Source organism: Haloarcula montana (genome assembly GCF_035666295.1).
Taxonomy (GTDB): domain Archaea; phylum Halobacteriota; class Halobacteria; order Halobacteriales; family Haloarculaceae; genus Haloarcula; species Haloarcula montana.
In genome coordinates this window covers 724,228-750,496 of sequence record NZ_CP142027.1, presented here as the reverse complement: position 1 = coordinate 750,496, position 26,269 = coordinate 724,228, and the positions used below count along the sequence as shown (strand labels likewise).

Sequence of the window (26,269 nt, the reverse complement as noted above, 5' to 3'; positions counted from 1 at the left end):
ATGACCACAACAACCACGAAAACGCTGGAGGCCACGCTTGCCTCGCCGACAGCACACAAAAAGCGGAAACTGTGTGACCTACTCGACACCTACCGTGAGGGGCTACATGAGGCGTTCGACGCCGGATGTGACACGATGAGCGCAACCAGCGACGTGGTGACGCCCTACGACCTACCGTATCAGGCGAAAGCGGCCCTGTGCAACTACGTCCCACAACTGCACGACACCTACGACGCACAGGAGTTAGACGACGACCACCCGGTTCGCCTCACCAACCAAGCCGCCGAGTTCGACCACTCGGCGGCGCGTGACTACGAGTTCACATGGTGGGCACCACAACCCGGTCGCGGGACGAATTTCTGGATACCGCTTCGTATCAACCCCGAACAAGAAGGTCTGTGGCACGACCTCCTCAATGGTGACGCTTCGGCGGGACAGCTCCGACTGCAACGCCACCGCAGGTCGTGGACGCTCCACGTCACCGTCGAGTTCTCGGTCGAAGAACCGGACTACGAACCGACGGACAACGATGTAACACCAGTCGGCTTCGACATTGGCGAAGCACACCTGCTCGCGGGCTGTGCCTGTGAGCAGGGTGCTCCGACCGACCCACTACTCATCAACGGTGGTCGCGCTCGTCACCTTCGCAAAGAGATGTTCACGACGCTCAAGCGGCTCCAAGAGCGTGACGCCGCCCAGTGGCGGATTGACGAGCGATTCGATCACTACCAGAACGCACTCACAGACATCATCGAGAAGGCGTCTCGACGTGCCGTCGAGTACGCCCAACAATTTGAGAAGCCAGTCCTCGTGCTGGAAGACCTCTCGGACATCCGCGACGACCTCGATTACGGCGAGTGGATGAACCGACGGCTCCACGCATGGGCGTTCGCTCGGCTTCAACAGCGCATCGAGGACAAAGCACGAGAGGCCGGGCTTCCGGTCGAATACGTCCGACCGGAGTACACGAGTCAGACGTGTCACGAGTGCGGCCACATCGGGCACCGGAACGGCGACGAGTTCCGGTGCCAGAACGACGAGTGTTGGGTATCGGAGTACCACGCAGACATCAACGCGGCGGTCAACATCGCTGACCGCCACGACCCGTGGGGTGAGAGCCTGCCGCTGAAACCGGCGGACGATGACATCTCATGGGATGGGAGCGCCTGTGACAGCGCCACGACCCACCGAGAGACGAGCGAGAAACCCTCGCAGATGACTCCCTCGACTTTCCACGGGTCGGAACCCTCTACCAGCGACAGCGAAACGTAACTGGTATTCCCATGCCGGGAAGCCGCGCCGTTTACGGCGCGGAGGATGTCACCGAACCGTCTCTTTACTCGGGATCGTACCGAACCAGCGAGTCCGCCTCGCTCGCCAGCGCGGCGGCGTCGTCACCGAAGGAGTCCGCGTAGCGGACCAGCAGCGTCAACACCGTCTCCGGGTTCGTGATCGCGTAGCCGTCGGTCCGCGAGAGCAGGCCGGCAGCCTCCAGATCGCCGGCGTAGTTACTGACAGTCGGCCGTGAGACACCCAGTTCGTCGGCCAGTTCCGCGGCCGTCACCTCCGGGGTTCGAAGCAGCGTCACGAGCATCCCTCGGGCGGTCTCGCGCCGGAGGAACCCCAGGACCACCTGTTCGGTCTCGGAGAACTGCTCGGCCGGGAAATATCGGCGGTAGTCCCCGTCCTTTCGAGAGGTGACGACGTTCTCGTTTTCCAGGCGGTGGAGGTGGTGCTGTGTCTCACCCGTTCCGAGTTTGAGGTCGTCACGGAGCTTCGAAAAGTGCGTTCCGGGATGGGCCGAGACGTAGCCGGCGATGGCTCCGGGAGCGTCGCTGTCGCTGCCCCCGTTGTCCTCGCCGAACCGGGCAAACGGGCTCGCTGCACCGAGGGCGGCAAAGCGACGCAGCGTATCCCGCTTGTCCTCGTCGACATCCCCGTCCCGACCCATAATCTATATCGAGGGAGGCGATTCTGCTGTAAAAAGGCTTCGGCTACTGTCAGTTCGGTGCGTCGCTGCCGTCGTCGTCGGGACCGCCGGCGACGTCGGTCTTGCTGGGATCGTTGTCGATCTCGGCGTCCATCTCTTCGATGACGTCGTCGGCGCTGTCGACGCCGGAGTCCTCGCCGTGTTTGATCTTCTGGGCTTCCTCTTCCATCGCTTCGACATCGACCTGTGCTTCCTCGTCGATCTGGCCGAGGATCTCCTCGATATCGTCCAGGCCGAGCATCTCGCGGGTCTCGTCGTCGAAGTCGAGGGCTTCCAGCGCGTGGCCGTTCTCCTTGACGTCCGACCCCTGGAGGTGCTTGCCGTACCGGCCGACCAGCGACGTGAGTTCCTGCGGGAGGATGAACTTCGTCGACTCGCCCTGGCCGATCTCGGCCAACGTCTCCATCCCCTTGTCGATGACGGCACGTTCGCCCATCGATTCGGCGGATTTCGCACGCAGGACCGTCGAGATGGCGTCACCCTGGGCTTCCAGGATCTGGCTCTGTTTCTCACCCTGGGCACGGATGATGTTGGACTGCTTGTCACCTTCCGCGGTCTCGATGGCAGAGCGCCGTTCACCCTGGGCTTCCAGGATCATGGCACGGCGTTTCCGCTCGGCGGAGGTCTGCTGTTCCATGGCCTGCTGGACGTCCTTGGAGGGGTTGACCTCGCGGACCTCGACGCTCTCGACGCGGACGCCCCACTCGTCGGTGGGTTCGTCGAGTTCCTTGCGGATGCGGGCGTTGATCTCGCCGCGCTTGTTGAGCGTGTCGTCCAGTTCCATGTCACCCAGCACAGCGCGGAGGGTCGTCTGGGCGAGGTTGGAGACGGCACGCTCGTAGTTGTCGACTTCGAGGAACGCCTTCTTCGGGTCCATCACCTTGATGTAGACGACGGCGTCGGCGGTCACCGGCGAGTTGTCACGAGTGATCGCCTCTTGCCGTGGCACGTCGAGCGTCTGGGTACGCATATCGAACCGCGTCACGTCCGAGACGAAGGGGTAGATGAAGTGAATCCCCTGATCGAGGACGCCCCGATAGGTACCCAGGACCGTGTAGGCACCTTTCTGGTACGGCCTGATGATCACGACGCTGGAGTACACCAGCGCGATAGCGATGAGCAGGAACACCACGGCGACGAACCCGATGACGCCGCCGAGAATTTGCAGCGGTACTAGCGCGGGGAGCATAACGCCTCGAACTCCGTCTCCCGCGAAGAAAAGCCTTCGGTGTCTGTGTCACACACTCACGTCTGTCACGCTTTCTCCGACTCGGTCGACCGCTCCCGATCCCGTTCGAGCGCGCGGTCGATGTCGTCGCCGGCCGCCGCGACCCGCTCGACCTTGAGGACGTTCCCGCCGCCGGGATCGACGACCAACACTTCCTCGCCTTCCTCGATGGTTCCGTCGATGCTGCGGGCCTGATAGTACGGGTTGAAGCCGCCGTCTTCGAGTTTGACCTGGCCCTCGGATTTCGTGACCCGTTCGGTGACGACGCCGAACTGGCCTTTCAGCGAATCGGAACTGAGCGTCTGCCCGCGGCCCGGCGCAGCGAAATCCAGCTTCCGGTACCCCCACAGCGTCACTGCCGTCGTCGCCAGGACGACGACAGTGAGGATGACTGGTGCGAGGATGCCCAGGCTCGCAGGGATGAACAGGCCGACCAACCCGGCGGTCAGGAGCGCGACGCCGAGCACGAAGAAGTGTGTCCCCGGTGCCAATGCCTCCCCGACGATGAGACCGGCCCCGGCGAGAAACAGCAGTACCGAGAGGGACAGCCCGAACAGTGGGTCGACCTGGGCAGGGGCGAAGACAGGGACAGCCAGCGAGCCTACCATAGCAGCCGCTAGGGGCGGCGCAGGATTAAGTGTCCGGGTCGAGACGAACGAACAGCCCGTACAGTACTGCTGCCCCGACGGCGACCGCGGCGGTCATTCCACCGAGAACGGTCGGCGAGGACAGGGCCGGCCCGGCGAACATCCCACCGACGGCCAACAGACCGATGTAGACGCCGAGCGCGACGAAGACGACACTCTCCACTCGGGGGCGTCCGGGTGTCACCTCGATGTCGGGCGAGAAGGTTCCGACTTCGCTGCCGTCCTCGTAGGGGTCGTCCCCTTCGACCGGGTCGTCACCGGCGGGCTCGTCCACCGTGATGACATCGGCCTCGGTGGCGTTCTCGTACTCGTCGACGAACCGTTTGCTCTCGTCGGTGGCCCGTCTCTCCTCCGGCGCGTCGCCGTCGTCCATACTACCGATAGTCGGCGAGCCTACAAAAGGGCTTGTGACTACGATCCGTCGGCCGTTTCGACGCCGTCGAAGACGAACCGTGCGCCGCCGTGGTCGTCGGCCACCACGAATCCGGGGCGGACACCGTCGACTGGGCCAGTACGGAGGGTGACGGCTTCTCTATCGGTGTTGCGGTCCAGGCTGGTCGCGGGCGCTGGTGCAAGCCCCTTTCGGGCTGGCGTCTGATGTCGGCACATGCACGTGATCGTCCACGGCGGGGCCGGGAGTGTCCCCGAGCAGCCGACTGATCGCCACGAGACGCTCAGTGAGGCTTCGACGGTCGCCAGCGACGCGGCGACACCGACCGAGGCCGTCCGTGCGGCGGTTCGCCCGTTAGAACGCGCTCCGTCGTTCAACGCCGGCGTCGGTGGGGCCGTCCAGAGCGACGGGGTGGTTCGGACGGACGCCGGCCTGATGACCGCCGACGGGACTGCCGGCGCGGCCTGCTCGATGCCCGGTGTCGCCCACGCTGTCGATGTCGCTCACGCCGTCGCCACGGAGACGCCCCACCTCCTGGTGGCCGGTCAGCAGGCCGTCGACCTCGCGGCCACGTGTGGGATCGACACCGGGGTCGACCTCTGGACCGACGGGACACGGCGGCGCTGGGAGGGGGCCGACCCGCCGGCGCAACTGGGCGAGGCCCACCTCCAGTGGGTCCGGGATCGGTTCGGCGGGCACGACACCGTGGGCGCGGTCGCCACCGACGGCGATCGGCTGGCGGCGGCCACCTCGACGGCCGGGCGGTGGTTCGCGCTGGCCGGTCGGGTGGGAGACGTTCCACAACTGGGCGCGGGGTTCTACGCCGATGAGAACGGCGGCGCGAGCGCGACCGGCGAGGGCGAAGCGATCGCCAGGTTCGGGCTCGCCCGACGGGCCGTCGAGTTGCTGGACACCTACGGCCCCCGTCAGGCTGCGGACGAGGCCATCGACGAGTTCGCCGAGGCGACTGGCGGTCGGGCCGGCGTGATCGTCATGGATCAGGCCGGGCACGCCGGGTCGGAGTTCAACACACAGGCGATGCAGACGGCACGCGCCGGGCCGGACTGAAGGTTTATACCCGATTACGGCCAACTCCCGTTCATGACTCCCGTCTTCCTTGCCCTCGCGTCGCTGTTTGCCCTCTTGGCGGCCGCGATCGCAGGGAGCGATGCGGCTGCCCGGGATCGGCCCTGGGCTCGGGTCGCCGTCGCGGTCGGTGGTGCCACCGCCGTCGGCTGTGGCGGCGTCCTCGCAGGCAGTGATACACTCGTCGCCGGCTATACCGCCGTAACTGGCAGTCCCGTGGTCGTCACTGCTCCCCGGGACGTGTTCGCGCTCGTGGCCGGTGCCGTCGTCCTCGTCACCCTCACAGTCCTCTCGGGGTACGGCGCTCTCTCGCGGTTCCGGCCGGTCGGCTGAGCCCAACGACAAACGCTTTCACCCACAGCATACAACCACTGGGCATGAGCGACGTGGACCTCCAGGCCGAGCAGTACGAGAAGTGCCGCGAGGCCGGAGAGATTCTCGCACAGGTACGCGACGAGGCCGCAGAACGGGTCGAGATCGGCGCCAGCCACCTCGAACTTGCCGAGTGGGCCGAAGACCGCATCCGGGAACTCGGCGGTGAACCGGCCTTCCCGGTCAACATCTCGATCGACGAGGAGGCCGCTCACGCGACCCCCTCGCGCGACGACGACGCCACCTTCGGCGAGGAGATGGTCAACCTGGACATCGGCGTCCACGTCGACGGCTGGCTCGCCGACACTGCCGTCACCGTCGACCTCTCGGGCCAGGACGACCTGGCCGCGGCCTCGGAAGAAGCATTGGACGCGGCCCTCGACATCGCCGGTCCCGGCGTCGACGTCGGGGAGATCGGCGCGGCCGTCGAGGACGTCATCGAGGGGTACGGCTTCAACCCGGTCGTCAACCTCACCGGGCACGGGTTGGGCCACTGGGAACAGCACACGGCCCCGAACATCCCGAACCGGGAGGTCCAGCAGGGCGCCGTCTTAGCGACCGGCGATGTGGTCGCCATCGAGCCGTTCGCGACCGACGGCGGCGGCAAGGTCCAGGAGGGGGCCGACGAGGAGATCTTCGCGCTCGAACGCGAGGGCAACGTCCGAAACCGCCAGGCTCGACAGGTCCTCGATCAGATCTCTGAGGAGTTCCGAACGCTGCCCTTCGCCGCTCGGTGGCTCGACTCTTCGCGGGCCGAGATGGCGCTGCGACGGCTCCAGCAACAGGACATCGTCCACGGCTACCCCGTGCTCAAAGAGCAGGACGGCTACTACGTCAGCCAGAAAGAACACACCGTCATCATCACCGAAGACGGCTGTGAAGTGACGACGCGGTCTCGGTAATCAGGCGTTGTTCATGCGGATCTTCGTCGTCGCCCCGCAGACCTGACACTCGCTGACCCGGTAGGGCTCCCGAGAGAACGCGGCGTTCTCCGGTTTTTCGCTCTCGGTCAGGATCTCGACGCTGACGGCGTGGGGTGTCTCACGGCCGCATTCGGCACAGGGCTCGGCCATATCGGCGTCGTGGGGTGTCGTTGCCATCGTAGCTGATGCGAGGATGACAGACCGCATAAAGACACAGTTCAGTTCCACACCGTTCAGACCGTTTATCGCCCGACAACGACGAGATCACGCCGACGACGCGCACCGCCGAGACGGGGCTCCACGCGCTGTTTCGCGCCCGGTTTTACGCAGATTTACGGCTTGAACGGCCGATGGGTTTAAGTATCTGTTCTGACTTCCGTTCGAAGTCGTTTAGGTCCGCTGGACGGACTGTGAGCCATGGACCAGGTGTTCGCGCCGTGGCGGATCGAATGGGTCGAGCGCGAGGAGCCGAACCCCGATATCGACTGCGTCTTCTGTGCGTTCCGGGAGGACGACGCCGACCGGGACAACCGGGTCGTCGCCCGGAGCGAACGGTCGTTCGTCCTCCTGAACAACTACCCCTACAATCCGGGCCACGTGATGGTCATTCCCCACGATCACACCGGCGAGTACGGCGATCTGGACGAGGCGACGCTGTTGGACCACGCCCGGTTGAAACAGCGGGCCTTCGACGCACTGGAGACGGCGCTCGGACCGGACGCGTTCAACGCCGGTCTGAACCTCGGTGGGTCGGCGGCCGGGGGTTCCATCGACGACCATCTCCACACACACGTCGTCCCGCGGTGGGACGGTGATACGAACTTCATGCCGGTCGTCGGCGACACGAAGGTGATCGTCGAGGCGGTCGCGGACACCTACGACCGGTTGCACGACGCGTTCGCCCAGCAGGACGGCGCCGAGACGCCGGGACCGGACAGCGCTGTTCGGTTCGCGTAGGCCCCCGGACAGCGATGACCTGTCGATAGTGTTGCCCGAGATGCCTGGCCGTTCGAAAGGGCCACGACTCTCGCCCGACCGCACGGCGAAGCGGCTTTGACCGGGGGCCGTCTACGGACGCTCGATGTCACGCCGCGCGACGCTCCGGCGGGTCGGGCTCCTGGTCCTCGGTGTGAACCTCGCGCTGATGCTGCTGAAAGGCGGCGTCTGGGCGATGACCGGGAGCTTCGCCGTCCAGTCCGAAGCCGTCAATAGCGCCGCCGACACCGCCTACTCGCTGGTCATCGTCGCCGGCCTCTATCTGACGACGCGGCCGCCCGACTTCGAGCACCCCCACGGCCACGAGCGGATCGAGCCGTTCGTCTCGCTGTTCGTCGCCGCCGGCATCTTCCTCGCCGGCGGTGTCGTCCTCTGGCAGGCCGGTTCGGTCCTGCTGTCCGGCGATGTCACCGTCACCAGGGGGCCGGCTGCCGTCTCGGTTCTGGTCCTCTCCGCGGTCGCCAAGTACGGGCTCTACCGGTACTGTCTGGCGGCCGGCCGCCAGCGCAACTCGCCGGCACTGGTCGCGACGGCGACGGACAACCGAAACGACATCCTCACCGCCGCCGCGGCGTTGGTCGGTGTCGTCGGCGCGTTACTGGGGTTCCCGCTCGCGGACCCGCTGGCCGCACTGGTCGTCGCCGTCGGCATCCTCTATACCGGGGTCGAGGTGGTCCGGGACAACGTCGCGTACCTCGTCGGCGCCGCACCGCCCGAGGACCTCCGCAAGGAGATCCTCAAACGCGCGCTCTCACACCCCCAGGTCCAGGGCGCCCACGACGTCATCGCTCACTACGTCGGCCCCGAGATCGATGTCAGCCTCCACATCGAGGTCGAGGGTGCTCTCACCCTACGGGAGGCTCACGACATCGAGACGGAAGTCATCCAGTCGGTCCAGGAGCTTCCGGAAGTCGACGACGTGTTCGTCCACGTCGATCCGAAGGAACTGGGCGAGTGGAAGGCCGACGACGAAGTCGAACGGCTGGCCGATCTGGAGTGAGCGCTCCCGACGGTCCTGTCGCGGGGTCGCTCACTCGGAGCCGGGATCTGCGTCGGCCGGTCGCTCGTACGTCCGGACGAAGCGCTGACTGGCGACGGCTGCGGCGGTGATCGCGTCAAGTGCGTCGTCGTGTGCCGCCCCACCCGGCAGTTCCAGGGACGCGTCGAGCCCGTACACCTGGAACCGGTACTCCGCAGTCCCACCAGGGGGTGGACAGAGCGGCTCGTAGCCTGGCGATCCGTCCGAGGGCTGACCCTGTCGCGCACCGCCAAGCGTGTCGACCGTCGCCGTTCGCGGCAGGCCAGCGGGAATCTCTCCCCGGTCGGCCGGGACGTTCCAGAGCGTCCAGTGGACGGGTTCGATGATCGCGTCCCTGTTGGACTCGGCGGTCACGGCCAGCGCCGCCACCGGTTCGGGGACCGATTCGACGGCGATCGCCGGCGACTCGCCCGCCCCGTCACAGGTGTGACGGACCGGAAACGTCCCGTCGCTGCCGGGGAGTGAGACACGGAACGGCTGCCGGGGACGCGACGACCCGATACAGCCGGCCGTCCCCATCGCCGTCCCGACTGCTGCCAGGAACGAGCGGCGTCGCATACCCGTACTGACGGCGTCGCGTACTTCCCCCCTTCGGTGGCACTCGTGACGACGGGTTCATCGAGTCCCGTTTCCCACGGGTGAGGACGCGTCAATCGGCGGCCAGCGCCGCCTTCACGGGCTCGCCGAAGGCATACACCGTGTTGTGGCTCGTCACCTCGACGTCGACGATGTCGCCGACCTCCAGTCCCCGCTGTTCGGCGTCGGCGATCACGACCTGCCGATAGGCTTCGTCGTAGCCCACCAGCGACTCCTCGGTGCCGTCCTCGACGAGCAGCACCGACGATTCCTGCCCGACCATCTCCTCGTAGGCCTGGCCGGTCAGCTCCATCTTCAACTCGGTCATGGCCTTCGAGCGGTCCTTCTTCGTCTGGCCGCCCAACCCTTTCATCTCGGCGGCGTCGGTCCCGGGCCGCTTCGAGAAGCGCGTGACGTTGATCTTCTCCGGCCGGGTTTCGCGCAAGAGCGCCATCGACTGTTCGTGGTCTTCGGGGTCCTCGGTGGGGAATCCGACGATGAAGTCCGTCGACAGCGTCCAGTAGGAAAGCGCCTCGTCGAAGGCCTCGACGACCTCGACGTACTCGTCGACGGCGTGCTGGCGGCGCATGTCCGCGAGCACGTCGTCGCTGCCCGACTGGACCGGGGCGTGGATGAAGTTGTACAGTTCGTCGTGTTCGGCGAACACCCGAGCGAGTTCCTCCCGGACGCCGTGGAGTCCCTTCGGGTTGGCCATCCCGACCCGGACCCGGAACTCGCCGTCGATCTCGGTACAGATCCGGTCCAGCAGTTCGGGCAGCAGGCTCGTACCCTGGTTGGTATCCCAGCCGTAGACGCCGGTGTCCTGGCCGGTGATCCGGAGCTCCCTCGCGCCGGCGTGGACCAGCGCCCGGGCTTTCTCGACGTTCTCCTCGACCGACGGGGAGTCGATACGGCCTGTCGCCTGCTTGGTGATACAGTACGAGCAGTCGCTCATACAGCCCCGCGCGATCGGGAGGATGCCGACCACGCCGTTCAGTACCGTCTCGGTGTCGGGCGTGACAGTCGGACACTCCCCGTTGAGGACGTGCTGGGCCACGTCGTCCCAGTGGAGGATCTCGGCGTCGACGCCGGCATCGCGGAACTGATCGCCCTGTGCCAGAGCCATACAGCCCGTGACGACGAGGTCGGCCGGCGTCTCCGCGTCGAGTTCTTTGGCCCGTTCGAGCATGTTTCGCTCGGTCTTCTCCAGGACCGTACAGGTGTTGAGGATGGCCACGTCCGCCGACTCGGGGCTATCGGCGGGATGGTGGCCTCCCTCCCGGAGCATCTGCTCGATCTGCTGGGTCTCCCCCCTGTTGGAGGTACACCCGTACGTCTCGATGTGATAGCGGGCCATCTGCAGTCAAAATACTGTTCTCCCGCGCGGGCAAAAGCGCGACGGTTGGGGACTCACCAGTCCCGGCCGGATTCGTCCTGGTCTTCGCGCCACTCGCTGACGATCACGTCGCCGCTGGAGGCGCCGATCCGCTCGGCGCCGGCCTCGAACATCGCCTTCGCCTCGGCCCAGGAACCGACGCCGCCGCTGGCTTTGACCGGTAGGTAGTTGCTCAGCAGTTCGACGTCCGGGACCGTCGCGCCACCCTCCGAGAAGCCCGTGGCGGTCTTGAGGAACGCGGCGTCGGCCTCGGAGGCCAGCCCGCCGACACGGTGGAGTTCGGCCTCGGTCAACAGCGGCGCCTCGACGATGACCTTCACCGGGATCGGAACGGCGGCGACGACCTCCGCGATCTTCTCGCGGACGGCGTCGTCCTCGCCGGCTTTCAGGCGCCCGACGTTACACACCAGATCGAGTTCGTCGGCCCCGTCGTTCCACGCTCTCCGGGCCTCGTGACAGGTCGCGTCCGGGCTTCCCTGGCCGTGGGGGAAGTCGATCACCGTCGACAGCGTGACGTTGGCGTAGTCGGTCGCAAGCGGGAGGTAACAGGGTGGAATACAGGCACGCATGCCGTACTGTATGGCCTCGTCGAGGCAGCCCCGCACGTCGTCGGGGGTCGTGGTCGGCCCCAGCACGGTGTGCTCGATCCGGTCGGGAACGTCGTCCATACGCCCGGCAACGACTGGCCGGCACGTAAACGTCCCGGGGCCGGAACCTTTTCCCGCCCCCGGGTCCCCCGCTGGGGTATGGTACTGCCGTCCGGGTTCGGACTGCCACCCTTGCCGTACGTGATCGCACTCGCTTCGGGGACTCTGTTGGTGACGGTGCTGCTGTACGCTGTCGAACCGCCGATCGATCAGCGGACGGTTGCCGCGCTAGCGCCGTGGATGGCCGTCGGCGGCGCCCTCCACGCGTTCAATCAGCCGCCGATCGAGGCCTACGACGCCGTCTACCGGCCGCTGTTCGGCACGCCGTCGGTGTATCTCACGATCTACGTCGTCCTGGGGACCGCCTGGATCGCGGCGTCGCTGCTCGGCGTCCGGCGCGGCCACGACGAGACGGTCACCCGGAACCTCGGACTCATCGGGACCGGCGTGCTCACCGTCCTGCTGGTGATCGGCGTGACGATGGCACTGGAGGCAGGGTCGCTGTTCCTGCTGTGGCCGACCGTCGCCGTCGTCGCGAGCGTCGTCGTCGCTGCCGTCGTCGTCCTCATCGTCGCGCTCTGGCGGACCCCGGTGGTGGTCCGTGCCCGCTATGCCGCGCCGGTCGTCGTCTTCGCCCACACCCTGGACGGCATCTCGACGGCCATCGGGACCGACATCCTCGGGATCGGCGAGCGCTCCCCGGTCCCCCGGGCGATCATGGAGTTCGCGGGGAGTCTCGAAGCCTCGTCGGTGCTGGGCAGCGGCTGGCTGTTCGTCGCCGTCAAACTGATCGTCGCCGTCGCCGTCGTCCTCCTGATGCACCAGTATCTCGAAGAGGAGCCCGTCGAGGGGGGGCTGTTGTTGTCGTTGATCGCCGCAGTCGGTCTCGGTCCGGCGACGAACAATATCGTCCTGTTCCTGTTTCTCGCGCCCTGAGACCCCTCCGGAGTGTCTATTTCTCCGAATTCGCGTAACTGACCGCCCCGGCCACGGGAGATAGCGTCGTCCGAGTCCGGGGAGAGTCGTCCACAACACCCTTTGTGCTGCCAGTCCCAGCGGGTGATATGCTTGCCCTCCCCCTCGGGCAGTGGGTACTCGTCTGTCTCGTCTCCGGCGCCATGGCAGCGGCGCTGATGAACATTCCCATGTACGTCCAGCCACAGGGGTACCAGCCGGCCTACGTCGCCGCCGCGGGGCTCCGTCGGTGTGACCCGACGGACGTGAGCCAGGCGCTCGCGGTCGCGGTCCACCAGGTGACCGGGACGGTCGCTCCACTCCTGTACGGGGCCGTCGTCCTCGTCCTGTCGCCGCTTCCGATCGCCCTGTCGCTCAACGGCGTGCCGACGATCCCCCATCTCGTCGGCATCGCGGTGCTCACGCTGTTCATCTACTTCTTTTTCGAGCGCGTCGCCATGCCTCGCGCCGGCGGGAGTCTCCGCGAGGAGGCGACGCCGATCGTCCGCCAGTGGGCGCTGTCGACGTTCATCTACGGCGTAACCCTGGCCCTGCTGATCCCGGCGATGGTCCGGATACTCGTCCTCTGACTCCCGTGAGATTCGGTGCGCGATCGCATCACTGTATCCCCGCTATCCCGTTGTTGTGGCGAACCCCCGCTGTTTTTCGCCCCACCAGTGCAACCCCGGGTATGGCTAAACAACCCCACTTGCTCGTCGAACCGGGCGATCTGAACGATATCGCGCTTATTCCGGGCGATCCCGGTCGTGTCGACCGCATCGCCGGTCACTGCGAGGACACCGAGACCGTCGCACAGAACCGCGAGTACAAGCTCGTCAACGCCACCTACGAGGGGCGGGACCTGACGATCTGTTCGACCGGGATCGGCTCCCCGTCGGCGGCCATCGCCGTCGAGGAACTGGCCGCCGTCGGCGTCGAGACGTTCATCCGCGTCGGGACCACGGGGGCGCTCCAGTCCGATATCGAGATCGGTGACATGGTCGTCGCCACCGGTGCCGCCAAAGACGAGGGGACCAGCGAGCGCTACGAGGACCTCACCGTCCCGGCCGTCCCGGACTACGCCGTCCTCTCGGCGCTCGTCGACGCCGCGGAGGCCAACGGCGAGGACGTCCACGTCGGCCCGATCGCCACTGACGACGCCTTCTACGCCGAGACTGACGCCTACGTCGACGACTGGGAGGCGGCGGGGCTGTTGGCCGTCGAGATGGAGGCGTCGGCCGTCTTCTCGCTGGCCCGCCGGAAGGGACTGGCCGCGGGTGCTATCTGTACCGTCGACGGGAACCTCGTCGAGGGGACACAGAAGGGCGAGACCGACGCCGACGAACTCCCGGAGAAGGCCAAGAACAACGTCGAGCGGGCGATCGAACTCGGGCTGACCGCCGCGGCGTCGCTGTAGGGGACGCCGACCGCCGGGCGGTGGTTTTACTCCGGCTGGCCCACACGATAGAGATATCATGCTCGACGGGGTCAGAGACCGGGTCCGGACGGGCGCCCAGCGGCTCCGTCGCGTCGAGCGACGCGAGTTGCGGGAGTTCCGCCGGTGGATGGAGACCACGGACCACCTGGTCCACCTCTCGATGCTCGTGGTGGTGCCGTTGCTCATCGGGCTGGTAACGGCGCTTGCCAACGCCGTCCCGTCGCTGACGTTCCTGCTGTTCCCGCCGCTGGCGTCGGGCACCTACACGCTCTTCGTCGACCCCACGGGGAAATATTCCAGCCCGGGGCGGTTCGTCGCCGGGCTGACACTGGGGGCTGCCTGTGGCCTCGCCGCGCTGTGGGTCTCACAGTCGTTTCTCACGACACCGCCCGGGCCGTTCGCGGTCAACGCCGTCGCCGCGGGGGGTGCGGTCCTGCTGACCGGGCTCGTGACCTGGCCGCTGGGGATCGAGGAGCCGTCGGGGTACGCCACCGCGCTGCTGACGCTGTTGCTCCAGCCTGCCCAACGGTTCCCCTATCTCGGGAGTATCTTCCTCGCGAGCTCATTCGTCGCAGTCGTCTTCACTGTCTGGCGTGAGCGGTTCTACGACCGGCGCGCGACCTACCTCTACGAGTCGACCCAGGGCGACGACCACGTCCTGGTGCCGATGCGCGGCGAGACGCCGGGCCGGACCGCACTGCTCGGCGCGCGGTTGGCCGCGGCCCACGACGCCGGGAAGGTCGTCCTGCTCGATCTGGTCCCCGACCAGGCGGTCGCGGCGGCGGAACGGGCGCTACTGGACGGCGAGGACACCGACATCGACCCCGACGACGGCGGCGACGAGCCACTGGACGAGGAGCTGGGGACCCGCGTCGACGCCTTAGAGCGGGAGGCTGGTCGGATCGAGACCCGGGCCGGCGTCCCCTGTGAGGTGGTCGTGGCCGTCGACGACGGGACCCCGGCGGCGACCACGCTCGGGACGGCCGACGCGGTCAACTGCGACCTCGTCGTCGCGCCCTACGAGAGCGAACACGGGGCGCTCACGCCGTACCTCCGGCGGTTGCTCGGCGGTGACACCGACGTGTTGGTCCACCGCTCACGGACCGAGCGGACCCGCTGGAAACACGTCCTGGTCTCGGTGCGCCGGGTCAGCGACGTCTCGCACAACATGGTCGACTTCGCGACCCGGCTGGCCGGCCGCAGCGGCCGGGTCGCCGTCGCCACCTGTATCGGCGCCCGGTCGGATCGGCGCCGGGCCGAGGAGATGCTGGCGGACCTGGTCGAACCGTTCGAGGGGTCCTTCGAGACCCGCGTCGCCCGGACGGACATCCAGTCGTTTCTCACCGAGACCGGCTCGCAGTACGACCTGGTCGTGATCGGTGCCAGCCAGGATCGCAGCGCCGCCTCGCGGTTCGTCTCGCCGCCGACGTTCGAACGGCTCGACGCCGTCGAGGCCGACGTGGCCATCGTCGACCGGAACTAGAGTTCGTCGTCGTCGACTTCGAGGATCGTGTCGGCCACGTTCTCCATTCCCTCGCGGCCCAGCGCGGACTGGACGATGAGGTGTCCGCCGATGACCGCCGGGCTGATGACCGTGTCGGCGCCGGCCCGGCGGAGCTTCTCGATGTTCTCGCGGTCCGTCGCCGCGGCTACGAGCGTCGCCGACGGGTTCATGTTGTTCGCCGTCAGCAGCGCCAGCGCGTCCTGTGCGTCGTCGTTCGTGGCTGCCACGACCGCGCTGGCGTCCTCGATGCCGGCCCGCTGGAGCGGCTCTTCGTCGCTGGGGTCGGCGGTGAGGACGGCGATGTCCCGCTGCTGGAGCCGTGACGCCGTGTCCGAGTCGGGGGTGACGACGACGAACTCCACCACGCCGGTCAGTTCTTCGAGGATCGGTTCCGTCAGGTCGCCGTAGCCCAGGACCAGCACGTGGTCCTGGAACAGTTCCAGTTGTGCGTCAGTCATGTTCCCGAGTGCCTCTGAGAGGCGTTTCTCGATCGCGGGGCCGAGCAGGGTCCCCAGCGCGATCGCGAAACTGGCGGTCCCCAGCACGACAACCGACATCGCGAACAGCGTCGCCTGCTCGGTGTTCGGTGTCACGTCGCCGTAGCCGACGGTGCTGGCGGTCACGAGCGTGTAGTAGAACGCGTCGGTCAGTGTCGAGACGTTGTTGAACTCCTCGCGCAGCGCGAACGTCCCGGCCGTGCCGTACACCTGTGCGCCGATCAGCGCCGCGCCGGCGGCCAGTTGTGCCGTCGAGAGGTCGATTGCCCGGTCGAACCGTCGGCGGTTGAACAGCATCGTCGGGATCGAGACCAGCGAGAGCGCGACGAGGGGCACCGATACCGCCGACGACTGGACGAGGCCCTGTGCGGCGGAAACCGGCAGGAGGATCACTGTCACGTACCAGCCCAGTCGGAGCCGTCGCCGCAGTCCGAAGACACCGACCAGCAGCGTGAAGCCGGTCAGCGCACCCGTGAACCCCGCTGCCCGCTGGGCGCTCCGGGGGACGTACGCGGCCAGCGGGCCGAAGGCGGGGGCCTCGCTGATGTTGACCACCCCGGTCGCAAACGAGAGGATCGCCACCACCGTCGGCAGGAGGATCGCGGCGCGGACACCCACCCAGTTCCGTGGCTGATCCATATCTCCCTGTCACCGTGCCCTGTCCTAAATGTACTGCCTCGGCAGGGTGGCCGGCGCCGGAAGCGATTTACTGCCGGACATACACGGTGGGGACATGGCTTCGCTCCCGGTCGAGATTCTCCTGGGTGTCTACCTGGGACTGCTCGTGGGGGTCATCCCCGCGCTCGTCTCCGGTGCGCTGGGGTTCGCGTTCAGGTATTTCACCGGGGTGACACTGCCCGGCTTCGGTGTCGCCGTGTTAGCGATCGCGCTGGCCGGCGTCAGCGGGGGACTGCTGGCGCTTGCCGACCAGTCGATCACCTCACTACCAAACGCCGAGCGCGTCATCACCGCGATCCTGGTCGTCGCGATGGTGTCGCTGTACGCACACGCCAAGGGCGATCAGATGGGCGCGAACTTCCCGAAACGGCTCTCCTTACAGTCGCTGCGGGAGAAGAAACTCTCGACGGATCTGGCCGACCTCGTCGGCGGGCGCGACGAGGTCCGTATCCACGTCGTCGGGGAGATCGCCGACATGGAGGGGTATCCCCCGCTCTCGGAACCGCTCCGGGCTGAGATCCGGGGTAGCGAGTGGACGTTTCCGGTCGATCTGCGGATCGGCGAACTCGAATCCCGACTGGAGGACCGCCTGAAGACCGAACACGATCTCGGGGACGTCGCGGTAAACATCGACGAGCGGGGGCAGGCGACCGTCGTCGCCGCGCCGCCGTTCTCGGGACTCTCGAAACGCATCGGTGACGGTCGTCACGCGGTGTCGGTCGACGCGAAACTCCCGACGGGACTCGCTCGCGGCGACGAAGTGACCGTATTGACGACCGACGCACAGGTTCGGGGGACCGTCGTCAGTGCCCGCTGTGAGGGGTCGAAACCGGTCGAGACGCCCGAAGAACCCGAGGTCGACGCCACCGAGAAACCGCCGACACCGGCGCAGGCGCCGACGACCGACGGCGGGCAGGGTCGGCTGACTGTCGGGGTCCGGCGGACCGACGCACAACCGCTGCTCAGGGCCTCGACGGCGAAAGTGGTCGTCGAGCCCCGCGGGACCCGTCGGGAGTTCGAACTCGTCTCCTTGCTTCGCCGGGCCGGCAGCCGGTTCCAGCGGGTGACGATCGGGGCCGACAGCGCGCTCGACGGACAGACGATCGGCGCCGCGGCCGTCAGAGAGACCTACGGCGTCGCGATCGTGGCCGTGCGTACGCAGGGGGGGTGGCGACTCGCCCCGCGTGGCGACAGCGATCTGACCGCCGGCGACGAACTGTACGCGGTCGGCCCCCGCGAGGCCCTGACGGCGTTCACGGAGGCGGTCGCGTGAGTCCCGCTGTCGCCGGCCTGGCGCTCCAGGGCGTGGTTCCACAGGGCGGGACACTCACCGACCAGATCGTCGCCGTGGTTGCCGGCCTGCTCGCCCTGTCGACGGTGGCCGGAACCCTCTCGGGAACCGTTGCCCTGGTGTACCGCTGGTACGTCCGCGAGCGGGTCCCCGCCGGACTGGCGGTTCTGGTCGGCCTGAGCGCCGTCGCGCTCTACATGGGGACGACGACTGCGCTGGGTCAGGTCATCGGCCAGAGCGACGACGTACTCGCCCCCGAAGCGATCCTGGCGAACATTGGCGCGTTCGTCGTCGGCGGCTTCGGGGCCTACACCGGCACTCGCGTCGGCGAGCGGTTGGGGACTGACCTGTTCGGCGTGACCGGCGGTCGTGAGATCGACGCCGATGTCAGCGAGATCGTCCGGACGGTCGGCCGCGTCACGTCTGTCACGCTGCCCGAGGAGATCGACGATATCGTCGGCTATGACCCGATGCCCGAGAAGACGAAGGAGAAACTGGCCGGCCGCCGGTTCCTCTTCCCGCGGCGGCTGACGAAGACGGAACTCCGCGAGCGGCTGGTCTCCCGGCTCAAAGTCGACTACGGCGTCGGCCACGTCGATCTGGAACTGACCGGCGACGGCACCGTCGAATACCTCGCGGTCGGTTCCCGGGCCGCGGGGATCGGACCGACGCTCCCGCCGGCGACCAACGCCGTCGCCATCCAGGCGGACCCGGCCAACGCAGCCAGCGCCGGCGACCTGGTTCAGGTCTGGGAGACGGACCCGCTCCAGCGGGTCCTGACGGGGGAGCTCCGCGGCGTCGCCGGCGAGATCGTCACCGTCGCTATCGACGCGGCGGACACGCAGAAAGTCGACCCCAGCACGCAGTACAAACTCGTCACGCTCCCGGTCCAGGACCGGCCCGACCGGGAGTTCGCGTCCCTGTTGCGGGCGGCCGACGAGACGCTTGGGACCGCGACAGTCGGGGCCGGGAGCGATCTCGACGGGGTCACGGTCGGCGGGTTGCAGGCCACCGTCGTCGCGATCACCCGCGAGGGCGCGAAACCGGAGCCGATTCCCGACAGGAGCCGGGTCCTGTCCGCGGGTGACATCCTCTATGCGATCGCGACGCCCGACGCGCTCCGCCGGCTCGAAGCCGCGGCTGCGGGTTCAGAACCCACCGATGTCGACGCCAGCGAGGAACTGCCGACGGCGGCTGTTCCCACGACTGAAACCGGTGACGACACCGACGACATCTCCGGACCACCGGCGGCCGCACAGTCCGAGCCCGCCGTCGAGCAGTCGACGGCGTCCGAAGCGGATACAACGTCTCACCCCGACGCAGACTCCGAGCAGGCAGCGACGACAGACGCGGCGGCCAACGAGCAGTCCGACAGTGATGAGAGTGCCGACACCGACGGGCCTGACTCGGACGCGATGGAGGACGCGCCGGCTTCGAACGCTGTGGACGCGGTCGAATCGGACGGTCCCGACGAACCGACAGCCGGCGGGGACGAGGCCGACCCGAGAGAGCCTGCTGACGACCAGTCACTCGTCGACGTGCTGGGTGGCACGCCCGATAGGGCGGGTCCTGACGACACCTCCGAAACCGAGCCGCCGGTCGACGACTCCGACGGAGACGAGACGGACACCGAAGACGACGGGGGTGAGGAGACCGACGCCGCACTGTCGGATGCCGACGAAACACCGACAGATGCCGACGATGGTTCCGACCCTTCGGCCGAAACCGACGGCTCAGCGGCCGACCGGTCTCCCGACGAGACAGATCCCGACCAGTCCGACGACGAGACAGCCCCGGACACCGATCTGTTGGACTCGTTCGCCGACGAGACGGACGAGGACGTATCAGCACGCGATCCCGAGCAGGCAGCGACTGATCCCGACGAACTGACTGGGCCGGACGAACCGACCGACCAGGCCGTCGACACTGCCGACAACATCTTCGAGTCGCTCAACGAGAGCGACGGGGACGATATCGATCTGGACGCGCTCCTCCAGGGCGAGGACGAGGACGTGGCAGTCTGGGACCCCGACGCCGCCGAAAGCGACGACGAGACGGGGGACGATCCCGACGGCGACCCGGACGATCGTGACCGCGAGTGACCTTCGGAACCCTCTTTGTCTCCCGGCTATCTCCTCCAGATATGGAGTGGAAACTGTTCGCACACCTCCGGGAAGTCGCCGGCGGTGACACCGTCACCGTCGACGTCGACGGCGAACCGACAGTCGGCGCCGCGTTGGACGCACTCCGCGAGGAGTACCCCTCCCTGGCCGCCGAGGTATCGGAGGACGGCGAACTGGTCGACCACGTCAGACTCCTGGTCGACGGCGAAGACCCCTTCGCTGCGGGTGAGGGCCTGGCGACGACCGTCGACGAGAGCACCGAACTGGCCCTGTTCCCGCCGGTCAGCGGCGGCTAAGTCCCGGTGAGGTCGGCCGAGAGGACGAACGTCGGCCAGTCGCTCGTGTTCGCCCGGACGTAGGCCGCCTCGGCGACGTGACGCGGCGTCTCCGGGATGAAGACCCGTGTCCCGTCGACGCCCAACTCAGCCGCGTCGGCCCGGACGGCGTCGAACAGCGCGTCCGCCGCGTCGGTGTCGTCCCACGTCCCGACGGCGTATTCGGCGAGCGTCCGGTCGGCCGCGTCTTCGGTCGTCCGGACGCGACAGGCTATGCCCCGGGTCCCGCTCCCGGCGACCGCGAAGACGGCCTGTTCGTCGGCCAACCGCTGGAGGCGCTCCCGTGTCAACTCGGCGACCGCCCACGTCTGTTCTGTGTCCAGTGTGACCCCGGAGAGGGCGGTCCGGCCGTCGCTTCGGGTCCAGTAACTCCAGGCCGCCGTCGGGTCGCGCTCGACGGGCATCGACGGCTCCGCTTCGCCCGGTTCCGGCCGCGCCCACCGGAAGGCGCTCTCGGGTCGGAAGCCGGCGGCGACGGCCTGTCCGAGGCCGGCGTCGTTCCAGGAGAACACCATCCCGCGGGCGACGGTCGCACCGCGGTCGCTGGCCCACTCGAAGAGGTCCCCGAGCATCGCCAGCCCGTAGCCGGCGCCGCGGTGGGCCGGATCGACCCGGATTCCCTGGACGTAGGCCTCGTGGTCGGAGACCAGCGCTGCCTGGCAGAGGCCGACGACGGTCCCGTCGACCTCGACGACGACGGTCCGCTGACTCGGGCCGTCGCTGTGGACCCAGTCGTCGAAGACGGCCGGAACGTAGTCGTCAGTCTCGCGGTCGTCCCAGACGCCCTCGACGACGGATACCACGTCCTCGTAGTCGGCTTCGCGTGCCTGCCGGACGGTCGATGACATACGACGACTGGTGGCGGCCTCCGTCTTGAAACTGTGGCAGAAAACCGACAATTGCAGGCTACAGCCAGGGGGTCGAGCGCTGCTGGATCTCACCGGCCAGGGGTTCCCGGATGGCGTCCTCGACGTCCCCGGCGTTTGCCAGCGCCCACATCAGTTTCACCTTCGCCGTCCCGGGCAGCATGTCCTCGCCCTCGATGACGCCGGCCTCCAACAGGTCCCGGCCGGTGTCGTACACCCGGTCACAGACCCGGCCTTCGAGACATTGGCTGGTCATCACGACCGGCACGTCCAGCGCGTCGATAGCGTCGATCCAGTCGGTGTTGACGTGGCCCAGGCCGGTCCCCTCGATGACGATGCCGGCGCTGTCCTCGGCAGCCGTTTCGAGCAGCGCGGGGTCCATCCCTGGCGTGAACTTCACGAGTTCCACGTCGGTCGCCAGGTCGTCGGCCAGCGCCAGGTCGGTCTCGCCGCGCTCGGCGTACTCGCGGCGGAAGGTAACTTCGTTGTCGCCGTCGGTGTCGTAGTCGACTTCTCCCAGCGGGTTTGCGCCGACCGTCTCGAAGGCGTCCCGGCGGGAGGTGTGGTTCTTCCGGACGCGGGTTCCGCGGTGGAGCGCACATACGTCGTCGGACTCGTCGGCGTGCATACAGACCAGGACCTCCGCGCAGTCGCTCGTGGCCGCCTCGACCGAGCAGACGGCGTTCATCACGTTGTCCGAGGAGGGGCGGTCGGCCGACCGCTGACTCCCGGTGAAAACGATGGGAACCGGTGTATCCAACATGAACGCCATCGCGGCGGCGGTAAACTGCATCGTGTCGGTGCCGTGCATGACGACGACGCCGTCGGCGCCCGCTTCGATCTCCTCGTAGATGGCCGCTGCGAGGTCCTGCCAGACCGCGGGGGTCATGTTCTCTGAGAGGATGTTGGCGACGACGCGACCGCGATAGTTCGCCATCCCCGCCAGGTCCGGTACCGCCCGGAGGACGTCCTCGGCGTCGAACTGTGCGGTGACCGCGCCGGTGCGGTAGTCGACGGTCGAGGCGATGGTGCCGCCGGTCGAGATGAGCGACACCGTCGGCAGGTCGTCGTCGAACTCGATCTCGGACTGTCCCTGTTCGTCTTGGGCGCTCTCGACGTCGTACACGTCGGATTCGAGTACTTCGACCTCGGCCTCGGCCCGGTCGACGCCGACGTTGTAGCCACCGTCGAGTTTGATCGCGAGGTGGTCGGGGGTGCTCGACGGGAGCAAGACCCCCTCGTAGGTCTGGTCCGCGCGGTCGACGCGGACGCGGTCGCCTGCGTTCATGGGCGCCAGTTCCGCCCGGCGGGACTTGAACCCATCCGTTCGCGGCCCGGAAGGTGACACGCTCCCGAAAGGTCCATGCCCCTCGGCGTGCCATCGGTAGGTATGTCCGAGCGAACCGAGGAGCGGACCCGCGAGGCAGACACCACGGCGGATGCCGACACGGGCGTCGACGTCGGTGGGATCGGCGGGACTACGACCGAACGCCAGTCCACTGACGAGACGGCGGAGTCCGGTGGGAGTTACTTCTCCGCCCGGGCGCTCCTGTTCGCGTTCGCCGCGACCGGCGGCGGGATGGTCGCGGGCAGTCTCGTCCCGCTGATCCCGTATACCGCGATCCTGGGTATCCCCGTCGGTGCCTTTCTCTACGGCCTCGCGGCGAGCGAGCGGCGCTACATCGAGACGGGACTGGCCGGCGGGCTCGTCGCCGGCATCGGCACCGTCCTCTCGGTGTTCTCACAGCTCGCGCTGCGGGGCGTCGCCGGCGGGAACATCGGTGCCGGCCGTCTGTTCCTCGTCGCGGCGGTACTGGGCCTGGTCGCCTCGCTGGTCGCTCACTACTTCGGCCGGGATCTACGGGCCGGCCTCACCGCCGACCTATCGTAACTGCCAGCCGTCCTCGGTCTCCTCGACTACGTCCTGTGCCGCCAGCCGGTCGAGTGCCTCCTCGATCAGTTCCGGTGGCGCTTCGACTTCGCGGGACAGCGCCGGGACGGTGGAGACACCGGCTGCCAGCGCGCTCACGAGTTCGGCACAGAGCCGGCCGTCGCCGTCGTCGACGGCCTCGTCGATCCGATCGCGGATATCTGTCGCGCGGCCCTGGACCCACCGCTGGGCCAGCGAAAGCTCGTTCTCCAACTGTTCGAGCCGTTCGAGTTCGCTCGCGAGGTCGCCCAGCGTCTCCTCTCCGCCGTCGCCGACATCGATGCTGAGATGGCGACATCTGGACATGTCGAAACCGGGATTGGTCGGGTAGGCGCTCTTGGTCCCGAACTCGTAGGGCGAGACGCGAACCTCCAGTCGGAGGTTCCGCGAGATCGAGAAGTACTTTCGGCGCTTGTCGTCGGTCCGGGAGGTGACGAGTCCGGCGTCTTCCAGTTTCTGGAGGTGGTCGATGACCGCCTTGGGACTGACGCCCAGGTACTCACTGATCTCCGTGATGTAACAGGGTTTGTGAGCGAGCAGTCGGAGGATACGCCGACGGTTGGCGTTCCCGAGGAGATCGAGCAACTCGGCGGAGTCCATTCACCCGAGGGTAGCGGGTCTGCGTAGAAAAGGGTGACCCCTTCGAGCGGGGTCAGGGTGGGCCACCGCTGCCGCCGTTGCCGGACTGATCGTCACTCGGTGGGCCGCCGTTCCCCCTGTCGCCGCTATCCGGCGGTCCACCGTCGTCACTGCCGTCGTCGGATTCGGTGTCGTCCTGGTCGTCACTGTCGTCGTCGGATTCGGTGTCGTCCTGGTCGTCACTGCCGTCGTCGGATTCGGTGTCGTCCTGATCGTCACTGCCGTCGTCGGATTCGGTGTCGTCCTGGTTGTCACTGTCGTCGTCGGATTCGGTGTCGTCCTGGTCGTCACTATCATCGGGCGATTCCCCACCGTTGTCCGGGGATCCGTCGTCGGATGGGTCTTCTCCGTCGTCGGATGGTTCGTCTCCGCTCTCGGACGGATCGTCGTCCTCGTTGTCGGGCGAGGTATCCTCATCGGACGGTGTCGTTTCCTCGGATGGGTTGCTCTCACCGTCGCTGTCGTCCGGTGGCCCGTTGTCCGCTGGCGGGCCAGTGTCGTCCGGCGGCCCCCCGTCGCTCTCGGTGTCATCGGGAGGTCCGGCGTCTTCCGGTGGTCCCTGATCGGAATCGCTATCGTCGGAGGGTCCAGTGTCGTCCGGTGGTCCTTGCTCCGAGTCACTGTCTTCCGGAGGACCCGCATCTTCCGGCGGTCCCTGTTCGGAGTCGTCATCGTCAGGAGGTCCGGCGTCTTCCGGCGGTCCTCGCTCACTCCCTGCCTCGTCAGACGGGCCGGAATCGTCCGACGATCCTCGATCGGACCGGTCGTCAGATGGGCCGGCGTCATCTGGCGGCCCACGTTCGCTGTCGTTGTCATCCGGTGGGCCACGTTCGCTGGCGTTCGGCGGCCCACGCTCGCTGGCGTTGTCACCCGGTGGTCCCCGCTCGCTCGCGTTCGGCGGACCTGCCCTATCCGGCGGTCCGGCGACCCCGCGGGCGATCTGGGACACCTCCGGTCCGGTGAGGTTGCTGGCGTTCCGCTTGAGCCGTTCGAGTTGCGTGTCGTTGACGCCCGTCTCCCGGGCAGCCGTGTCGGTCTCGTTGACCGCCGTCTTCAGCCCCGTGATCCGGGCTGCGAGCCGGCTCTGCTGTGCGACGTAGGCCTGCTCCGAAAGCGAACCGTTCTCGAACCGTTCCTCGAGCGACTCGTTTCGCTCCTGGAGCCGTTCGAGTCGGCGTTCGAGCGTCCCCGTTCGGTTTCTAACGAGACCCGGCTGCTCCTCGTCGCTGGCTTGCTCGTAGCCGGCGCGCCACATCCCCGACTCGACCGTGTCGTCAGCTGCCGCCGAACTGGCCTGTAGGAAGGCGCTCAGCTGCGTCCCTAGTGTGGTGTTACCGGTCGTGTTCGCCTGGCTGACGACGCCGCTCCCGGAGTCGTTGTCCGCCACAGTTCCCTGTGCGGCGACACCCGGAACACCGAATGCGAGAGCGACGACAGCGACTAACACGAGGTAACGGTGGCGCATCTATCGACAGCTATGGCCATCCAGTGGTAAAAATAGGGGTCTTCGTTCGAAGCGTTTACCGTCCGCCGAGGGGTCCATAAACCGTCCAATAGCGTTTATACTTCGTTTTCAGCGTGTCTCGGAAGCAGCCAGGACGCGGCGGCGACCGCGCCGACCGAGAGTGCGACTGTCGCTGCTGTGAGCGTGATCCCCGGATCGTAGCGAAGCGGTGGGTAGTAGCCGAACCCGTAGTCGAGGAGGTCGTTGCCGAGCGCGAGCGCAAGCGCTGCCAGGAGCGCACCGCGGGTCGTCCGCGCGTAGTGTGGGACGAACAACCCCTCGGCGACGAACCCGAGGTGGGTGACGATGATCCCGAAGTACGCCCACGGCGCGGGAAAGTAGGCGTCGAACCCCAGGTTCAGCGCAACGACGGTCCAGAGCCCCATCTTGAGCAGCCAGACCAGCGCGATGGTGTGGAGATACGCGAGCGGTCGACTCAGCGGAACCTCGTCCAACGACCGACCGAGAAACGGCAGCAGTGTCGCCAGCGAGAGCGTCATGAGAAACAGTGCCGCCGGTGAGTCGGCATACAGCGGCCAGAGGAACGTCGAAACCTCTGGCATCGTCTCGACGTAGTACCGGACGCCGACCAACATCGCGACGACGTTGACGAGCAGCAACCAGACCAGACTCGGCGTGTTCTCCAGGTAGTAGCGTGCGTACCGGCGGGGGAGCAGGTAGTCACCGGTACCGGTCGCTCGCTCGCTGTCCATACCGTGTCCGGGACCCCACAGAAAAAAGCACTGTCGGAGTCGCCCTGCTGGCGGTCGGATTGCGCGACGACAAAAACCTATGGGCCAGCGTTTATGCGTGTCGATGACACACACTCGACTGCACCGATGTTCGAACAGTTCTCCCGCGGATACTATCTCGGGCGGCTGTACGTCGAGCCACACGACGACGCAGCCGCAACGATGTGTCGCGAACAACACGAGCGCGTCAACCGACAGCTGTACACGACCGGTGACGGGGTCGAACGCACAGACCTCCCGCTCGTAATGAAACTCGGTTCACAGCATTTCACCGTCCACGGCGACGACGGCGTCCCGGCCGATACACTCGCAGTCCCTCGTGACCTCCTCGAAGACCACCGGTTCGAGAACCCGCCGGATCTCCGCGAGGTGTTCCTGGCGAAGGCCGACCATGCTCAGCAACTGCTCTCTGTGAGCGCCGATACCCCCGAGAACGGGCCGTTCTGGAACCGAACACATTAACGCCT

General features: G+C 67.2%; 30 protein-coding genes. 15 read left to right on the top strand and 15 right to left on the bottom strand.

The annotated features are described in order from the left end of the window. Complete coding sequence (locus tag VJ109_RS03950) at positions 1–1,272, top strand: transposase (RefSeq protein WP_324759182.1); 1,272 nt, start codon at positions 1–3, stop codon at positions 1,270–1,272. 64 nt (positions 1,273–1,336) lie between these two features. Here VJ109_RS03950 and VJ109_RS03945 read toward each other — a convergent pair whose 3' ends face one another. The 5 genes from VJ109_RS03945 to VJ109_RS03925 form a co-directional block, all read right to left on the bottom strand. Continuing rightward, positions 1,337–1,951, bottom strand: a complete 615-nt coding sequence (locus VJ109_RS03945) for a winged helix-turn-helix transcriptional regulator (protein ID WP_324759180.1) — start codon at positions 1,949–1,951, stop codon at positions 1,337–1,339. 49 nt (positions 1,952–2,000) lie between these two features. Further along, positions 2,001–3,179: an SPFH domain-containing protein gene (locus VJ109_RS03940; RefSeq protein WP_324759178.1), complete on the bottom strand. Its 1,179-nt coding sequence runs from the start codon at positions 3,177–3,179 to the stop codon at positions 2,001–2,003. A 65-nt stretch (positions 3,180–3,244) separates the two neighbouring features. Then, positions 3,245–3,826 (bottom strand): NfeD family protein, encoded by a 582-nt coding sequence (locus VJ109_RS03935; protein ID WP_324759176.1) that lies wholly within the window; start codon positions 3,824–3,826, stop codon positions 3,245–3,247. A gap of 25 nt (positions 3,827–3,851) precedes the next feature. Beyond that, complete coding sequence (locus VJ109_RS03930) at positions 3,852–4,238, bottom strand: hypothetical protein (RefSeq protein ID WP_324759174.1); 387 nt, start codon at positions 4,236–4,238, stop codon at positions 3,852–3,854. A gap of 38 nt (positions 4,239–4,276) precedes the next feature. Beyond that, a complete protein-coding gene (locus VJ109_RS03925; protein WP_324759173.1) occupies positions 4,277–4,474 on the bottom strand; it encodes a hypothetical protein in 198 nt (65 codons plus the stop codon). On the opposite strand from VJ109_RS03925, the gene VJ109_RS03920 reads away from it, so the two are divergent. Genes VJ109_RS03920 through map form a run of 3 tightly spaced genes read left to right on the top strand, consistent with a single transcriptional unit; the run spans position 4,473 to position 6,616 of the window. Next, positions 4,473–5,324 carry an isoaspartyl peptidase/L-asparaginase gene (locus VJ109_RS03920; RefSeq protein WP_324759171.1) on the top strand — a complete coding sequence of 284 codons (852 nt, stop codon included), beginning with the start codon at positions 4,473–4,475 and terminating at the stop codon, positions 5,322–5,324. The genes VJ109_RS03925 and VJ109_RS03920 overlap by 2 nt on opposite strands. A gap of 33 nt (positions 5,325–5,357) precedes the next feature. Continuing rightward, positions 5,358–5,675 carry a hypothetical protein gene (locus VJ109_RS03915; RefSeq protein WP_324759169.1) on the top strand — a complete coding sequence of 106 codons (318 nt, stop codon included), beginning with the start codon at positions 5,358–5,360 and terminating at the stop codon, positions 5,673–5,675. A 44-nt stretch (positions 5,676–5,719) separates the two neighbouring features. Further along, positions 5,720–6,616 carry a type II methionyl aminopeptidase gene (gene map, locus VJ109_RS03910; protein ID WP_324759167.1) on the top strand — a complete coding sequence of 299 codons (897 nt, stop codon included), beginning with the start codon at positions 5,720–5,722 and terminating at the stop codon, positions 6,614–6,616. Here map and VJ109_RS03905 read toward each other — a convergent pair whose 3' ends face one another. Continuing rightward, entirely contained in the window at positions 6,617–6,814 is a 198-nt protein-coding gene (locus tag VJ109_RS03905; RefSeq protein ID WP_324759166.1) for a DUF7835 family putative zinc beta-ribbon protein, read from the bottom strand. It lies immediately after the preceding gene. A 240-nt stretch (positions 6,815–7,054) separates the two neighbouring features. Between VJ109_RS03905 and VJ109_RS03900 the strand changes: the two genes are divergently transcribed. Beyond that, positions 7,055–7,594, top strand: coding sequence for an HIT family protein (locus VJ109_RS03900; RefSeq protein WP_324759165.1), 540 nt, complete (start codon positions 7,055–7,057; stop codon positions 7,592–7,594). Between the two features lie 124 nt (positions 7,595–7,718). Continuing rightward, positions 7,719–8,633, top strand: a complete 915-nt coding sequence (locus tag VJ109_RS03895) for a cation diffusion facilitator family transporter (protein ID WP_324759163.1) — start codon at positions 7,719–7,721, stop codon at positions 8,631–8,633. A 30-nt stretch (positions 8,634–8,663) separates the two neighbouring features. On the opposite strand, the gene VJ109_RS03890 is transcribed toward VJ109_RS03895, so the two are convergent. From VJ109_RS03890 to deoC, 3 genes are all read right to left on the bottom strand, one after another. After that, the gene (locus VJ109_RS03890; RefSeq protein WP_324759161.1) at positions 8,664–9,230 is read right to left on the bottom strand and encodes a YbhB/YbcL family Raf kinase inhibitor-like protein; all 567 of its coding nucleotides are present in this window, start codon (positions 9,228–9,230) and stop codon (positions 8,664–8,666) included. Between the two features lie 91 nt (positions 9,231–9,321). Beyond that, on the bottom strand, positions 9,322–10,605 hold the full coding sequence (locus VJ109_RS03885) for a tRNA (N(6)-L-threonylcarbamoyladenosine(37)-C(2))-methylthiotransferase (RefSeq protein ID WP_324759160.1): 1,284 nt from the start codon (positions 10,603–10,605) through the stop codon (positions 9,322–9,324). A 53-nt stretch (positions 10,606–10,658) separates the two neighbouring features. Then, positions 10,659–11,312, bottom strand: coding sequence for a deoxyribose-phosphate aldolase (gene deoC / locus VJ109_RS03880; RefSeq protein ID WP_324759159.1), 654 nt, complete (start codon positions 11,310–11,312; stop codon positions 10,659–10,661). Positions 11,313–11,390: 78 nt separating this feature from the next. Here deoC and VJ109_RS03875 point away from each other — a divergent pair, with 78 nt between their 5' ends. The 4 genes from VJ109_RS03875 (at position 11,391) to VJ109_RS03860 (ending at position 15,166) form a co-directional block, all read left to right on the top strand. Continuing rightward, positions 11,391–12,227: a DUF63 family protein gene (locus VJ109_RS03875; RefSeq protein ID WP_324759158.1), complete on the top strand. Its 837-nt coding sequence runs from the start codon at positions 11,391–11,393 to the stop codon at positions 12,225–12,227. 128 nt (positions 12,228–12,355) lie between these two features. After that, on the top strand, positions 12,356–12,835 hold the full coding sequence (locus tag VJ109_RS03870) for a hypothetical protein (protein ID WP_324759157.1): 480 nt from the start codon (positions 12,356–12,358) through the stop codon (positions 12,833–12,835). Positions 12,836–12,936: 101 nt separating this feature from the next. Next, positions 12,937–13,662 (top strand): guanosine phosphorylase, encoded by a 726-nt coding sequence (locus tag VJ109_RS03865; protein WP_324759155.1) that lies wholly within the window; start codon positions 12,937–12,939, stop codon positions 13,660–13,662. A 58-nt stretch (positions 13,663–13,720) separates the two neighbouring features. Next, complete coding sequence (locus VJ109_RS03860; protein WP_324759154.1) at positions 13,721–15,166, top strand: HPP family protein; 1,446 nt, start codon at positions 13,721–13,723, stop codon at positions 15,164–15,166. Here the strand turns inward: VJ109_RS03860 and VJ109_RS03855 are convergent. Further along, a complete protein-coding gene (locus VJ109_RS03855) occupies positions 15,163–16,323 on the bottom strand; it encodes an NAD-binding protein (protein WP_324759152.1) in 1,161 nt (386 codons plus the stop codon). The genes VJ109_RS03860 and VJ109_RS03855 overlap by 4 nt on opposite strands. Positions 16,324–16,417: 94 nt before the next feature. On the opposite strand from VJ109_RS03855, the gene VJ109_RS03850 reads away from it, so the two are divergent. Genes VJ109_RS03850 through VJ109_RS03840 form a run of 3 tightly spaced genes read left to right on the top strand, consistent with a single transcriptional unit; the run spans position 16,418 to position 20,072 of the window. Then, complete coding sequence (locus VJ109_RS03850) at positions 16,418–17,635, top strand: potassium channel family protein (protein WP_324759150.1); 1,218 nt, start codon at positions 16,418–16,420, stop codon at positions 17,633–17,635. Continuing rightward, positions 17,632–19,755 (top strand): cation:proton antiporter regulatory subunit, encoded by a 2,124-nt coding sequence (locus VJ109_RS03845; RefSeq protein WP_434737273.1) that lies wholly within the window; start codon positions 17,632–17,634, stop codon positions 19,753–19,755. The genes VJ109_RS03850 and VJ109_RS03845 overlap by 4 nt, the downstream gene beginning before the upstream one ends. 41 nt (positions 19,756–19,796) lie before the next feature. Further along, a complete protein-coding gene (locus VJ109_RS03840) occupies positions 19,797–20,072 on the top strand; it encodes a ubiquitin-like small modifier protein 1 (protein WP_324759148.1) in 276 nt (91 codons plus the stop codon). Here VJ109_RS03840 and VJ109_RS03835 read toward each other — a convergent pair. Both VJ109_RS03835 and gatD read right to left on the bottom strand, forming a co-directional pair. Continuing rightward, on the bottom strand, positions 20,069–20,959 hold the full coding sequence (locus tag VJ109_RS03835) for a GNAT family N-acetyltransferase (protein ID WP_324759146.1): 891 nt from the start codon (positions 20,957–20,959) through the stop codon (positions 20,069–20,071). The two genes, VJ109_RS03840 and VJ109_RS03835, sit on opposite strands and share 4 nt — an antisense overlap. Before the next feature lie 58 nt (positions 20,960–21,017). Then, the gene (gene gatD / locus VJ109_RS03830) at positions 21,018–22,265 is read right to left on the bottom strand and encodes a Glu-tRNA(Gln) amidotransferase subunit GatD (protein ID WP_324759145.1); all 1,248 of its coding nucleotides are present in this window, start codon (positions 22,263–22,265) and stop codon (positions 21,018–21,020) included. A 102-nt stretch (positions 22,266–22,367) separates the two neighbouring features. On the opposite strand from gatD, the gene VJ109_RS03825 reads away from it, so the two are divergent. After that, positions 22,368–22,868 carry a DUF8526 domain-containing protein gene (locus VJ109_RS03825; protein ID WP_324759144.1) on the top strand — a complete coding sequence of 167 codons (501 nt, stop codon included), beginning with the start codon at positions 22,368–22,370 and terminating at the stop codon, positions 22,866–22,868. Here the strand turns inward: VJ109_RS03825 and VJ109_RS03820 are convergent. The 3 genes from VJ109_RS03820 to VJ109_RS03810 all read right to left on the bottom strand — a co-directional run bounded on the left by VJ109_RS03820 (position 22,860) and on the right by VJ109_RS03810 (position 25,763). Then, positions 22,860–23,507: an ArsR/SmtB family transcription factor gene (locus VJ109_RS03820; RefSeq protein WP_324759143.1), complete on the bottom strand. Its 648-nt coding sequence runs from the start codon at positions 23,505–23,507 to the stop codon at positions 22,860–22,862. The two genes, VJ109_RS03825 and VJ109_RS03820, sit on opposite strands and share 9 nt — an antisense overlap. Before the next feature lie 52 nt (positions 23,508–23,559). Further along, positions 23,560–25,011 carry a hypothetical protein gene (locus VJ109_RS03815; protein WP_324759141.1) on the bottom strand — a complete coding sequence of 484 codons (1,452 nt, stop codon included), beginning with the start codon at positions 25,009–25,011 and terminating at the stop codon, positions 23,560–23,562. A 95-nt stretch (positions 25,012–25,106) separates the two neighbouring features. Beyond that, the gene (locus VJ109_RS03810) at positions 25,107–25,763 is read right to left on the bottom strand and encodes a DUF1405 domain-containing protein (protein ID WP_324759140.1); all 657 of its coding nucleotides are present in this window, start codon (positions 25,761–25,763) and stop codon (positions 25,107–25,109) included. Between the two features lie 126 nt (positions 25,764–25,889). Between VJ109_RS03810 and VJ109_RS03805 the strand changes: the two genes are divergently transcribed. Next, positions 25,890–26,264: a DUF5802 family protein gene (locus VJ109_RS03805; RefSeq protein ID WP_324760383.1), complete on the top strand. Its 375-nt coding sequence runs from the start codon at positions 25,890–25,892 to the stop codon at positions 26,262–26,264. The last annotated feature ends 5 nt before the right edge of the window (positions 26,265–26,269 follow it).